The 13915-nt window shown below is 42.5% G+C and carries 8 protein-coding genes; all 8 read left to right on the plus strand.

The window, feature by feature from the left end:
- Position 1 precedes the first annotated feature (1 nt).
- The 8 genes from B4G81_RS06160 (at position 2) to B4G81_RS06195 (ending at position 13848) form a co-directional block, all read left to right on the plus strand.
- Positions 2 to 1276, plus strand: coding sequence for a FimB/Mfa2 family fimbrial subunit (locus B4G81_RS06160; RefSeq protein WP_294081107.1), 1275 nt, complete (start codon positions 2 to 4; stop codon positions 1274 to 1276).
- A gap of 138 nt (positions 1277 to 1414) precedes the next feature.
- Positions 1415 to 2392, plus strand: coding sequence for a hypothetical protein (locus B4G81_RS06165; protein WP_294081108.1), 978 nt, complete (start codon positions 1415 to 1417; stop codon positions 2390 to 2392).
- Positions 2393 to 2427: 35 nt separating this feature from the next.
- A complete protein-coding gene (locus B4G81_RS06170) occupies positions 2428 to 3033 on the plus strand; it encodes a DUF3575 domain-containing protein (protein ID WP_294081109.1) in 606 nt (201 codons plus the stop codon).
- Positions 3034 to 3042: 9 nt separating this feature from the next.
- The gene (locus tag B4G81_RS06175; protein ID WP_294081110.1) at positions 3043 to 4932 is read left to right on the plus strand and encodes an OmpA family protein; all 1890 of its coding nucleotides are present in this window, start codon (positions 3043 to 3045) and stop codon (positions 4930 to 4932) included.
- Between the two features lie 12 nt (positions 4933 to 4944).
- The gene (locus B4G81_RS06180) at positions 4945 to 7404 is read left to right on the plus strand and encodes a Calx-beta domain-containing protein (RefSeq protein ID WP_294081111.1); all 2460 of its coding nucleotides are present in this window, start codon (positions 4945 to 4947) and stop codon (positions 7402 to 7404) included.
- A gap of 100 nt (positions 7405 to 7504) precedes the next feature.
- Positions 7505 to 8911 carry a fimbrial protein gene (locus B4G81_RS06185; protein ID WP_294081112.1) on the plus strand — a complete coding sequence of 469 codons (1407 nt, stop codon included), beginning with the start codon at positions 7505 to 7507 and terminating at the stop codon, positions 8909 to 8911.
- Positions 8912 to 8921: 10 nt separating this feature from the next.
- Positions 8922 to 9935, plus strand: a complete 1014-nt coding sequence (locus tag B4G81_RS06190) for a hypothetical protein (protein WP_294081113.1) — start codon at positions 8922 to 8924, stop codon at positions 9933 to 9935.
- Positions 9936 to 10002: 67 nt separating this feature from the next.
- Positions 10003 to 13848 carry a PKD domain-containing protein gene (locus B4G81_RS06195; RefSeq protein ID WP_294081114.1) on the plus strand — a complete coding sequence of 1282 codons (3846 nt, stop codon included), beginning with the start codon at positions 10003 to 10005 and terminating at the stop codon, positions 13846 to 13848.
- The last annotated feature ends 67 nt before the right edge of the window (positions 13849 to 13915 follow it).

The raw sequence follows: 13915 nt of genomic DNA on the forward strand, positions 1-13915 counted from the left end.
AATGAAAAAAATCTATTTGAGTCTGATAGCAATAGCTATATTGCTATTTACTGCCTGTAACAACAATGATGTGCCGGGCAATGAGGGAGCGGTAGAAGTTGGGACATTAACAGCAACGATCTCTTTTGAAGGGAAAACTTTAAGGACGGCGTCGTCAACGGCTATTCCTACAGTTAGTTGGGCCAATGTAAAACAGGTGCAGGTGTTCCTGTATAATAAAACAACCGGAAGCGTGGCATTTTCCCGTACGGTAAAACCGACTGCCGATGGCCAGAAATTCACTTGGGACAATGTGCCGGTAGGAGAATACCGTTTGGCTTTACTTGCCAACGTGAAAAACAGTACCGATAACATGGCTACATCAGTAGATGGAACGGTAACTGAATTTACTGATGAGAATGTGATTGGTAAGGCTTTCAATTCAAGTCTCAAAATCGACCTGAAGCCGGCTGATTTGCCTACTAAAGCCAGCCCTCAGGATCCCCCTACTCATGATTGGGATGTGCCCACTACCGGTAGAATCGGTTATGCTGCTCCTTCGGAGGTATTCACAGCCTACAAGGATCTCACCATTGCCGCAGGTACCGTAACAAGTATTCCTGCTACCGATTTGGTGCTTAGACGTGAAATTGCGATGTTGCGCGCCCGTTTTAATACAAAAGTAATTCCTACCCAACCGGTAGCAGGGCCTCCTACATTTGGCAATGCCTCCGATTTTATTGCCATTCAACGGGTACCGGTAGGTTTAGGCTTGTTCGTGGGTGATTTCAAGGGAGGTATTTTGAATACTGCATCTGACACCAAGAGGGTGATGGTAGGTGCAACCGGTATGGATACCTATAAAACAGCTAAACCTGCTTCCGGTTATGGTACAGGTGAAATTATTACCGGCGATTTTACTATGTTCAATGATATCCATGTGCTTCCCAATGTATCATTGGATGAAATTACCGAGTATACTGTCAAAAAAGATGACAATGTGCCTGAAGACATAAAAACCAGGAAGTATTTTATCATTTTCAGTGCCCAGGTAAAAAAGGATTATGTATATGCTGACGGAACAATAGCTCCGGATGATAATAGTATGGTGTATTGGTTTGGTACCATTGATGGTGTATTTACCAAGAACGTGATCCGTGAAGTTAATCTGACACTGAAAACGGCCGGTTATCCTGAAATTCCCGGAGGACCTGACAAATTTGGCGGATTGGAAATTGTTGTGGGAGCACCTGAAAACTGGGATTCCGAAATAGTAGACTTGAATATGGAAGTGTAATCTTTTAATCGGCAACGATTGAAAGTAGCAATGGATAATTAATTGTTGTCTCCTGCAATGTCAGCTTGCAGAGAAGAAATGTGTTGCAGGAGACAAAATTTTAACGACGCCTGGTCTGTTTCTAAATAAAATACAGGAATGAATATGATAAAAAGATATAGCATTCATATATTCTCCCTACACATCATCCTCTTTTTCAGCCTGATTTTCTTCGCGTCGTGTACTTATGACTATTTCGAAGATGAGACCAATTACGTAGTATATGCCCCAAAGGCCAATGTTGAACTGACTGCCGATGAATACAAGATCGAGGATATACATATCTATATATACAAAAATGCAACGTTGGTGAACATGAAAAGGGCCTCGCATCCTTTTAAGGAGAGCGCCAGAATGAGAGAGGGAAATTTTAATTTCAGGTTGTTCCCTACAGCTTACGATGTTTTCTGTTTTGCCAATACCGGAGGGATTGTATGGTCCACATTGACATCCCGTCAGGAGGGAGGTTTTGGTTTGCCCGAATCCGAAAGTGGAGAATATCTTTATCCAAGTTCGTTTGCATCCTTTTCAATAGAAATGTTCCATCCCGCAATCGATTACCCTGCCCCTGTGATAACGGATACTGCCTATTTCAACAAACGGTATAGCGGAAGAATTTGCATTGCATTTGAAAAACTGGCCAATTTCAATCCATCATTGACCTATAGTAATATAGGCAAGGTAAAAGTAACAGCTACAGGAACGGGTACCTATCAAAATATGGCGTTGTTGACAGATTCTATCAATACGCGTTCCGGCAGTTATACTTCATGGGACAAGGTGATGATGGAATTTATTCCCTATGAGAATCCGTTTGAACATTATGAGTTTGGAATTGACGGTTACTTTTTTCCTTCATTGAGCGATGGCCGACCAATATCGTTGTGGATGGATTTTTTTGACCATAATGGGAATATGCTACACTCATTTCTTATAGATATTGTCCAGACACTTCATATGAACCAGACGATTTATTTGGGAACAGATGGTATGAGTACGTTTGAATTGAATATTGATGGTCCTGAACAATGGGAGCCTGAAATTGTCGGTGATGATGATGGAGGAATGGGGATTTAAATAACAAATAACTAACTAAGAAATATATCTTGGAGATGAAACATTTAACACGATACGCTTTTTTATCAATTCTCTTTCTGCTTCCGCTTTTTGCAGGGCAAAGTCTCAAGGCGCAGGCTATCAAGACCAATGTCCCGCTTATTCTTACGGGTAATCCTAATATAGGAATAGAGTGGTCAGTAGGGCGCCAGTTTACGGTGAATGCCGATGTATTGTGGGCACCCTATTTATTTAAAAAAGACGAAGAAGTCTTCCGTACATTGATAGGCAGCGTTGACTTCAGGTATTACATCAATCCCCGGTATTATTATACCAATGATCTCTGGGATGGGTTTTATGTAGGACCCTACGCGATGATGGGTAACTTCAATATAGGGCTGAAGAGAAAGGATGAAAATAAAATGAGTTACCGCCATAAAGGGTGGGGTGTATCTTGTGGGGTTTCCTTCGGATATAAGTTCTATCTTTCTCCCCGATTCAGGATTGACATTAACACGGGGGCGGGGTATGCACATCTTCAATATGATAAGTTCCAATTGGGCGGTGAATTTGCCGACTTCCCTCTTGAGATAAAAAATACAAAGGGCTATATCGGTCCTACGAAAGTAGGTGTACACCTGATTTATAATATTTTCAAATAACAAAGCCCTATGCAGCAGCATTATAGAAAAATATCCATCAGTGCTGTCTTTGTGATGCTCCTTTTGGTCTCCTTTATCCCTGAGGCGCAATCACAGGACGAGAGAATGATGGCGCAAGGGGACAGGAGGGCAAGAGGTCTCGAATCCGGGGCCGATCGCAGATTTGCCCGGCAGGATTTCGATAAAGCGATGGCAATCTATGAAACGGCTTTCAAAGACAATATATTAACGCCGGACTATGCTGCCAGGTTACACCTGAAAACAGCTCGGCTTTATCTTACCTTGCTCGAATATACATCGGCTATCCCGCATTATGATGCCGCCATGGCATTGGATGATAATCTGTTCACCACCTCTGATGTATGTAATTATCTGGATGCCTTACGCTTTTCAGGATCAAAGATGAAAGCGATTGGCATAGCCAGGAAATATGGCTATCGTGATGCATATAATGCCGACCGTCGCTTCCAGAATATCCTGCATGCGCTGAATTATGAAGAGGGTATCCTGCCCATCGGTACTGCAGAATTCACCATATCTCCCCTAGAAGAATTCAATACGTCCAACGCTGAGTTTTGGATCGGTGAAGTACAGGGGGATTATTTTTATGCTGCCAGTAATAGTCGTTTTCATGATCCGCACAAAAAGTTTTATCACCGTACCCAATATCTTCCATTGAGTGCCGATGCCGCAGCTATCTCCGGAAAAGGTGACGGTTTCCTGCTCAACAGGATTCCCCAGGCCATGCAAAACGGAGCCTTTACCGTGTCGGGCGACATGTCGAATATGATTATCACCGGTGTCCAATACGAAAAAGGAGGAAGTATCTCCATCTCTGAAGAGGGTATCAATGAATACCGTACAAAATTATATACTTCCAAATATAATAACAGGCGCAAGGGATGGTCGTCGTTTTCAGAACTCTTTTGCGGTAGGGAAGGATATTCCTTTTCGCATCCCTTTCTTTTCAATGATGACCAATCGTTGCTGTTTGCTTCCGATATGCCGGGCGGATTCGGAGGATACGATATTTATGTGATGCATTGGAATGAAGAAAAAAAGGATTGGGGTTTGCCGATCAATCTGGGGACTTACGTGAATACTGCCGGCGATGAAATCACACCTTATATCTTTGAAAACACGCTTATTTTTGCTTCTAACGGACATATCGGTTTTGGAGGATATGACCTTTATGGGGTAGAATACATATATAATAAAGTGACGGTGGGCAGTTTAATGCACTTCAGTTATCCTGTGAACACTGTCTTTAACGATTTCAATATGGTTTGCATTGACCGGAATACCGGTTATATCATTTCAGACCGTAATCCGGACAATAAAGATGATATCTATTATTTTGAACGTAATCTCAATTTTGGTGGATTGGGGGTTACTTATGCATTGTCGGGCAACCAGATGCTTTTCAATAATATGCTTACCCTTCCAATGGGAAATGAGGAAATCACTGCTGCAACGCCCCGTGTGGAAGAGTTGCCTGAAAGTACCCTCTCGGAACTGGCATTAAGCTTATTTTTCGATTTCGATTCCTATATCCTGAACAAGCGGGCACTTGACGAATTCAAGGCATGGTTGGGCAGGATAGATACCAGCCGTATAGAATCCCTTTTATTAGAAGGATATGCCGATGAGTTCGGAGAGGAAAAATATAATATAGAACTGTCGAAGAAAAGAGCCGATACAGTAGCCTACCATTTGAGTATGGCAGGAATCAAAGTAGATATAAAGACTGTCGGAAAAGGTATGATGCCAATTCTGGGCAGTTTAAAGGAGGAAGGTCAGGCTTTAGATAATAATAATTTCCAGTCGGATGTATTGAAAAAACCTGTGTGGTTGACAAAAGAAGCGAGACGAGTGGATATAATAGCAACAATAAAATAAAAAAGAAGAACGATGTATTACAAAAAGAATGTGATCAGAACAGCCTTTTCGGCGATCCTGTTTTTGTTACTCTATGGAAATGCCCAAGCGCAATATATGCCGATAGTGTATGACAGGACATACGGCAGCGATATGACGTATCAGCATACCTGCGCTGTTTCTCAGGGTGAAGTAGCCCTTGTGGCAAATGGCGATAAGCAAACGACAGTTACCTGGGTAAAAAGGGACGGTGAAGTATTGTTTTCTCAATCGCTTTCCCAGAAATTTAATGTTGTAAATAATGTATACTACATTGGAGGACGGAAACTACTTATTATCGGTCAGTCCCAGAACTGGACCTCCCGCAGGACAGAAAAGAATGTGTGTGGAAGGGCGGTGATTGTGGATAATACCGGTACTATCCTGAACGATGTGTATGCGGGGGAAAACGGTAGCGAGTTCTTTTGTGGCGGACAGTTGAAAGATGGTAATCTTATTTTAGGCGGATATGAAATCAATGCTACCGGAGTGCATCTGGGCATGCTGACCAAGGTAGATAAAACAGGAAAGTCAATCTACAAGTATGTTTCCGAAGAGAGTGGCCCTTGTATCGGTTTCGAAGTATTAGGCAGTATGACCGAATATGTGCATGCTGCATTCACTTCCAGCGAAGGTACGGTCTCTTCTATTGTAAGCCTTGATAGCAAAGGCCAAGTGGCGTTTATTACTAAATTCCCGGAAGAGGGGATTGCCATTAATAAAATGATCACCACTCAGGATGATTTCCTTTTCCTTATCGGAAATACCTATGCTGGTGACGGGCGTGTCATCAAAATCCGTCCCGAAGGGGATATCGTTTTCAACAAACAAATTGTTCCTTCTTCTGTCAATGCAACGATTGATCATTTATATATAACAAATGAAGGCAATGTATTGGTAGGCGGCAATGGTGGCGACGGTAAATGTTACTATTCACTTTTACGCAATGATGGTACAGAATTACAGAAATATGTGGTTCCCGGCTATATTTCCGGAATGGGCCTTAACATTGTTTCAGGAGAATCTGTAGTTGCCAGTTTCGATACTGAGCGGATGAGAGGAACCATTACTGGTTTAGGAAAAGACGGACGTCAGATATACCAGCGGTCATCTGACGGAAATTTTGATGAAGTATATGTTACTTCCAATGGTATTCTTTTGGCAGAAACTCTCACCGGCCGCCTCTGTATGTTATCTCTTTCGGGTGAATTGTTATTCGACCGTTATGTGACGGAAGAAGGCAAAACCAATTTCGATGAAGTGTTATTCGTCAACAATGGCGATATTCTTTTTAAAGGAGCTAAAAACAGGCTTGTAAAAATGAGCCATGGATTATATGTGTCTGACGTGAAGGTGAGCAAGCCGGTTGACGGCTATGTGACCGCCTTGTTCAGTGTGACCCTTACCGGTTTTCCCACTTCTGACGAAGGGACACCTCTGCCGGTACGTGTGGAATATTTTACCAAAGACGGAACGGCCAACCAGAGTGAAAATTATAGTCCTGTAAAGGGAAGCCTCTCTTTTGTACCTTCAAGCGATGGTGCCGGACGTTATATGATCAAACAAGACGTGGAGGTGCCCATCAAGGCCAACAACTTGTTTGAAGGACAAAAAATGTTTGAGTTGAACCTGGCCAATGTAGAACAGAGTTATCTGGTAAAGCCTGCCGGTGTGGCTACTATTGAAGACCAGGAGGTAGTGGTAAAACATATCAATACCCAGAATGGGCTGGAAGGCCAAAGGGATGTGGTATATGAGTTGGGAATTTTCAAGACCAACGGACAGAAACTGATCAATGCCACAGGATCGGATATTATTGTGGAAGGGTATTACGGTAAGGGTTCGGCTGACAAGCTGGACTTCGATATGGGTGTGGCACCGCGACTGGTGATCGGCAAAGGTGCCACAAGCGGTACGTTCAATGTAAATACCCTGGTGGATACCCGTTTCGAATTACCCAAGACGGTAGTAGTTGATTTCAACAAGATATTGACCATCAATGATGCGTCGATCGGATTCGAAGGATCTATCCTGAGTTGTCGCGGGTCAATTATGGACCAGTCTGCTGTCATCGCCATTACTTCACTGGGAGACCACGGACGTATGAATAATATAGTATCGGGATTTTTCAAGATTTCACTCTTGCGTGCATCCGACAATCATCCGCTGATCAATGCTACCGGTGGTGATATCGGCATTGTATGTTCCATCCTCCCGCAGACAAACGCTGAGGAAGGAAAGGATTTCGTATTGACCAATATGCATAATCTAAGGATATTGGGCGATGGAAACCGCAGTGCGGTCAACCTCGATGGTATCGTATTGTTCAACAGGGAAAATTCAGGATCAAAAAAGATCATGATCGGCATCGACTCGATTTTTAAACCTGACAATACACCCGATATCATTGTGTCGTCGGAAATGGCGGCAGCTGAATTTTCAATTGTTGAATAAACATAAGCGGGGCTTCCCGGGGGGAAGCCCGCTTATCTGTTTTCTCTCTCGTAAAAAGTTGATTGGAAGAGTATTCGTGAATTTTTTGTACACTAAGAAAATGAATCAAACAGGAAAATATATTGTATATCTGCTTTTCGGGTTGCTTACCGCCGCAGCTTTCATCTCCTCCTGCACGGACGCAAATGAACCGGGAGATATCACTCCTCCAAAGGATAAGATTTCACTGTCTATATCTTTTCAATCCGAACAACAACTAAGAGCTGAAAACGGATTAAAAGCAAATGAAGGTGGTGAAATTGACGCCGGTGTGTACGAGCGTGAGAGTGCAGTTTACAGCCTGGCGGTATTTGTGTTCGACGGTAATAAACTGGACGGAAGTAAGTTTATTAATCGTGAACTTAAAGCAGGAACAGAGGCCACAGATAGTAGTTACGTGGAACTGGATAAAATAACGGGTATTGAGCTAACTGCCGGCGTGAGGGATGTCTATATTATCGCTAACGCTCCGGATGCCGAGGATGGAGGATATTTTAGCAATGTGACAGATTTCAATTCTTTCAAAGCAAAAATGGAGGAATTAAGTAGGCAGAAAATATATGGTCATGACAGGGGAGCAACAACAGATCCGGATGGTCCCCCCATTGGTGGAGTGGATCCGAACGACCGATTTACCAATTTGGTGATGAGTCAGTCATTTAAGGACTTACCTCTCAATAGTGGTGCCCCGAAACATTACCTGGGATATACAGGCGGCGTGCCTGCCGGAGAATCCGGTACGCTTGTCAATGGTTACAATCCCGTTGAACTGGTACGCCTTATGGCCAGGGTGGCTATCCAGAAAATAGAATTCGAGTTGCCGGATCCATTAACGATTGACGGCCAATCAATCGATAAGGATAACTACAGCTATTTGCTGGATGGGGTATTTATGATCAATGCAAAAAAACAATCATCCTATTTCCCTGAAGTTGTTGGTTTTCAATCCCCCGCCGGATCATTTGGGCATGGAAGTAATGAAGGATTCGATTACCTAAAGACATACACTAAAATTGACAATGGAAATACTTACCAGAAGTACCTCTATATTCCCCTCCCATTCAAAGAATATGATATAAAGGAAGATATTGATGAGCAAGGATATGCCCCCTTGTGGTTCTATGCGTTTGAAAATAACGATAGCGAGACATCTCCCACCTGTCTTGTAATCGGTGTGAATTATCAATATAGAGACATCACAAATAGTGGGTCAATAAAGGCGAAAAAGATATATTACCCGGTAGTGGTCAATCGGAATGGAGCCACTAGTGCGGGGCATGCTTTTATAAAACGGAACAATCAATACGGCATCAAGGTAAAGATAAAAGGTTTGTCCGAAGATTATCCCGATTTGAAAAGTGTCACGGTTCGGGCAATGAATGACCTTTTAGATACAGAAGGAATAGTGGAAATAACGGAAGAGGTTGGTTCATATCTTTTCCCGTGGACAGGCAACGTATATCAATAAATAGGAGACGATGAATATAAACACATTCAAAACAAACATGCGTTATTTTTATGGAATAGTCCTTTTGCTGTTTGCTATCCTGCCTTATTCATGCGGCGATAGTAATGAAGGAATCGAGAATCCTGTAGAATCGGCTTTTGCACTGCAAATGAGAGGGACTGATGCAGAAACATTCCTGCAAAATACTTCCATCTACATGTTCGACAACGCCAGTAATTTTGTCGAAAAGAAGCTGAATGTGCAGAAAAGCGGGACTAAACTTACTACCAGCGTGAAGGTAGGAACCTGGAATATTGCGTTATTGACCTGTGATACGGACATTTTACAAAATACCATTATACCGGCATACGGATTACCGATGGCAAGTTCACCCATGTGGGAAACCAAAACAACAGTAACCTCTGAAGGCGAGTTCTTATCGCAAACCCCTGATGAACTCAGGTATGTAATGCTTCCCGACGTGGAAATAGAAAAAGATGTCACAAAGAAGGTGAGTACCCTGTTATACCGTAATGTGGCAAAAATACGGGTAGTCCTGAAAGAATACGGCAATTTTGACACTATTACTGAAAGCAATCGCTCCATGGCTTATGCGGAGCTTTTGGATGTCCCCACCACTTTGGCGTGGAATGGGAATTTGTATCCTAATGGTGCTAATCCTGATGTTTCAACAAAACCAATGCGGGAGAGATTCACTTTTGATGCAAATGGGAAATCCGATACATTGAATTTTATCGTTCCGGCTCATAGAGGAGATGCCTTTACCATTCAAGACGGCGAATTGAAGCCAAATCCGTCGTCTACGAATTTATCAACGCATAAATTGAAATTACGTGTCTCCATGCCGCTAGGAGGTGCGGAGTATTATGGCCGAAGTGCCGGTGGTCTTGAGATAGAACATGTACCTCAACCCAACAAGATTATTCTGGTTAATGTAACGTTTTACGGAAAGACTACTCTCGATATCAAGATCGATGTGAAGCCGTGGGAAGACTGGATTACACAGGACGAAACATTCCCTTGATTGTGTGATATCTATCCGGGAGTAAAAATATTCAATAGTTAAAATCATAAGCAGAAGAGGTACAGGTATGAAATTTGGAAATGTAAATAACAGGAATCGCGGAAACGGGAAAAAATATTTTTTCTCCGGTGTAATTTTTTTTACTTTTCTTGCCGTGTTTTCTTTCTCAATATATGCGCAGGATACCGACAATACGGAGTTCTGGTTCGTGGCCCCTGATGCGGCTAAAGCACATGACGACCGCCCGACATTTTTAATGATCACTACCGGAGATAAACCGGCAAATGTTACCATCAGTATGCCGGCTAATTCCTCTCAATTCAAAAGCTTGTTTGCTAAAACAGACCGTCTCATACCGGCAAACTCTTATTGGAAATTCGAATTTTCAACAGATGATGAGATGGCGCTTATCGAAAACTCTATTGATGATTCCGGGAAATCGACCAATAAGGGAATTTTCATCAAATCGGATGTCCCGGTCTCAGCCTACTATCAGGTTGACGGAAGCAAAGGTGCCCAAAAGGAGATATTTACATTGAAAGGAAAGAAGGCATTGGGAAATAATTTTTACATGCCATTTCAGGAAGTGTATAAAATATCAACTGCTTATGAAGGGCAAGGATATCGTCAGATACAGATTGTAGCGACAGAAGACAACACTGTCGTTACTGTTGTCCCTAAAGGCCCGCTGGCTTCCCAAAATGGGTATATTGATCAAAATTCAACTGAGATGCTGAGACAGAGGACACTGAATAAAGGGCAGACCTTATTGTGGCGAGAATATAAACGTAATACATCCAATATAACCGGTACGCAGATCCTTTCTAATAAACCGGTCGCCGTAACATTGTTTGAAGATTGCGTGGACGCATCTCCCAGCCAGGATATCATCGGTGATCAGATGGTGCCTGTTGAAAATCTTGGAAAAAACTATATCGTCGTGAAAGGATATAGCTATAAGAGTCCCGCAACTGATCATGTGGGCATATTGGCTGTTGCAGATGGTAATACAGAAGTAAAAGTAGGACATAAAGATGGTCGTTTAGAGACAAAAAATCTCAAAAAAGGAGAATATTGGGCTTGGGATTTAGGGGAAGGTATTGCCGAACCAAGCGCATATTTTGTGACGGCTGACAAGCCGGTGTATTGTATGCACCAGTCGGCTGTTGAAACCGAGTTAGGGGGAGCTTTGCTGCCCAGCTTGTATTCTATATCCGGAAGGCGTATTACTTTTATAAAAGGATCCTATAAGTATGATCCCGATGTATCCAGTTATAATGCTATGTTCCTCGTTTTTCAGGAGTCGGCGAAAGATGGATTTATACTGGATGGTAACCCCTTACCAATGGACCATAGTTCTGTGCTTTCATCCGGAATGGTTGGGTTTGAAAAATGGATGTATGCCAAAGTAAAACTTGATAATACTACAGGTAAAGAGCAGGTTTGTACAGTAGAAAATAAAGAAGGATCATTTTCTTTGGGATATTTCACAGGGAACAATGTGACTTCATTATATGGTTACTTATCAGCTTTCGGAACATTCTCTTTTGGCGCAGATACTATATACCATTGTGGTGACAGTTACCAGTTTGACGCTCCTTACGCAAGAACTTATAAATGGACATTGCCTGATAATAATATATTAATCGATACAAGTAGGTATGAGGCTAAAAAAAGTGGACGCTATATTTTGAAGGTTGAGCAGGATCCTTATGAGATAACAGATACGACCTATCTTAAACTTCAAAATTTCCGTCATATATTGCATGCTCCTGAGCGTCTGCTTGAAAATAAATCTTATAATTTCTCCATCGAGTTGAACCCTCAAAACGACAAGGATAACAATTATAAGGCGGCGTATGAATGGAGTTTCGGAGAAGGATCCCAAGTCGAATTAGGCACTGTCAATGATCGGGAAGTAGCAGTATACTATAGTACTCCCGGTACTAAAAATATTTCCCTGAAAGTATTCAATCAGGATGCGAATTGCGATACAACCATTACGCATGTAGTTGTTGTGCCAGAGAAAGTCGAAGTCATGTACTGGAAAAGTAATGCGAAAGACCGAGACTGGAATAATGAAGATAATTGGGTAGATGCTGCCGGAAATCCACTTTCAGTGGTACCTTCGCCTGAGACAAAAGTATATCTTCCCGGCAATGCCACAGGTTATTATCCCTCTCTGAGAAAAGGTGAAACGGACTGGAGATTTTACGGCCAGCCGGAAATAAATGAAATCGTATTCCGTTATGGCAGTGAGCTACAATCCCAGCACCGGTTGAAATACAATAAGGCCTATGTGAATTATAACTGGTATTATTACAATACTCAATCTACAGGACAACCGGAATCCTCGATAGAAGGGGGAGCCAAAAGGCTGGATCGCGATATATGGCATATCCTTGCTGCCCCGCTAAAAAGCATGGCTACGGGAGATTTCTCCCTGGCGGGTCATCCGTTCTCCTGGCAGCAGCAGTTCCGGGTGAGTAACCCCCAGGGTGCAAACATTACGGAAGCCGATTTTTCCAAACCTTTCGCAACGAATGATATAGCACTTGTGGATAACAATAATGCCATTGCTGTAAAAATGGTTTTGTATAAGAATGAGAACGGTTATCGCCAAGATTATCTGGATGGCCTGAAAGGGATAATCGAGATCCCTTATTTTGAAAATAGTGTTGTGTCTCCTCTCTATCCGGCACATAATTATGATGCTCTTTCGAAAAGAAGCTATTTCTACTATTTCGATACAAAGACATTGAGAATCCTCAATTCTCCCGTGGGGACGATGAACAGGTCAGGGGAAGCTTACCGATTTGTGTATGAAGATAAAGATGGCAATCCCCCCGAAGGCGAAATTTATAAGATGGAAATAAAAGTGCAGGGGGACAACCTTGAAGTAATGGTGGGTAATCCGCTTCTTGCGCCGATTGTATCAACAGGTTTCCTGTATGCGAACCGGGGAACTATAGATGAAACATATGGCTATAAAATGTTATCGGAAGATGGAACAAACTGGGTACATCATGAATTTGAAGATAAAGATACAATCCCGGCTTGGAAAGCGTTCGTCGTTCGCTTGAAAGATACATCATCATTGAGAGCGGGTGCTTCATCACAAGAAATCACTTCAACCGTTTCGTTCCCGCTGGATTATGTTATACCCACCAGCATGTCTGTCACCCCTGCATCTGGCAATACCCGTAGTGCTTATGCAGTTTCGGACGATGCGTTGTATGTGCAGGTACTGAAGGGTGGAGTCCGATCCGGAGATGCCGCACGTTTACAATATAACCGTAATGCTGACAAACCCGATATAAGAAAAATGATTCTGCCGGATGGTCATCGAACACCTGAGGTCTTCTTTATTTCGTCTGACGGTAAATCTTCCAACCTGATCCAACAGTATAAATCGGGAGAGAAAGAGGTGGCGATAGGAATTAAAACTTCAGATGTAAACTCGCGTTTATTACTTGAATTCGACAATATCGCAGCGTTCAGTGCTTCCACGGGTGCCAGTGTAATTCTTATGGATAAATACCAAAATGTAACGCAGGATTTAACCCGCAATTCCGTCTATTCGTTTACCCAACAATCGGTAGGGCTGGATAATCAATATGTGGATCGAACTCGTTTTGTTTTGCAACTGGGTGGTGATACCGGATCGGAAATGCAGGAAGATGCCATAAAAGAAATAGAGATAATATACCGGTCCGGTATATTGGAGGTCACCTCTGACGAGAATATCCATACGGTTTCGGTATATGACCTATACGGGCGGTTAGTATTCTCCAACCCATCGGTCAATCTTACCCGGTACAGCTATCCCATATCGTTGCAGGGTAAAATGTATCTGGTTCGGGTAAAAACAGTTTCGGGAAAAGAGACAGTCAGGAGGGTAATGGCCAATTAATTACTTAGACGGCTTACATAGCCGGTAGGTTATTATTTTATTCAGGACAAACTATAAATAAGAGAAA

It is taken from the genome of Proteiniphilum sp. UBA5384, from assembly GCF_002410825.1.
Classification (GTDB): domain Bacteria; phylum Bacteroidota; class Bacteroidia; order Bacteroidales; family Dysgonomonadaceae; genus Proteiniphilum.

Bases quoted from the DNA above. Each gene is read 5' to 3' on its own strand.
- B4G81_RS06160 (WP_294081107.1), top strand. From the start codon at position 2: ATGAAAAAAATCTATTTGAGTCTGATAGCAATAGCTATATTGCTATTT.
- B4G81_RS06165 (WP_294081108.1), top strand. From the start codon at position 1,415: ATGAATATGATAAAAAGATATAGCATTCATATATTCTCCCTACACATC.
- B4G81_RS06170 (WP_294081109.1), top strand. From the start codon at position 2,428: ATGAAACATTTAACACGATACGCTTTTTTATCAATTCTCTTTCTGCTT.
- B4G81_RS06175 (WP_294081110.1), top strand. From the start codon at position 3,043: ATGCAGCAGCATTATAGAAAAATATCCATCAGTGCTGTCTTTGTGATG.
- B4G81_RS06180 (WP_294081111.1), top strand. From the start codon at position 4,945: ATGTATTACAAAAAGAATGTGATCAGAACAGCCTTTTCGGCGATCCTG.
- B4G81_RS06185 (WP_294081112.1), top strand. From the start codon at position 7,505: ATGAATCAAACAGGAAAATATATTGTATATCTGCTTTTCGGGTTGCTT.
- B4G81_RS06190 (WP_294081113.1), top strand. From the start codon at position 8,922: ATGAATATAAACACATTCAAAACAAACATGCGTTATTTTTATGGAATA.
- B4G81_RS06195 (WP_294081114.1), top strand. From the start codon at position 10,003: ATGAAATTTGGAAATGTAAATAACAGGAATCGCGGAAACGGGAAAAAA.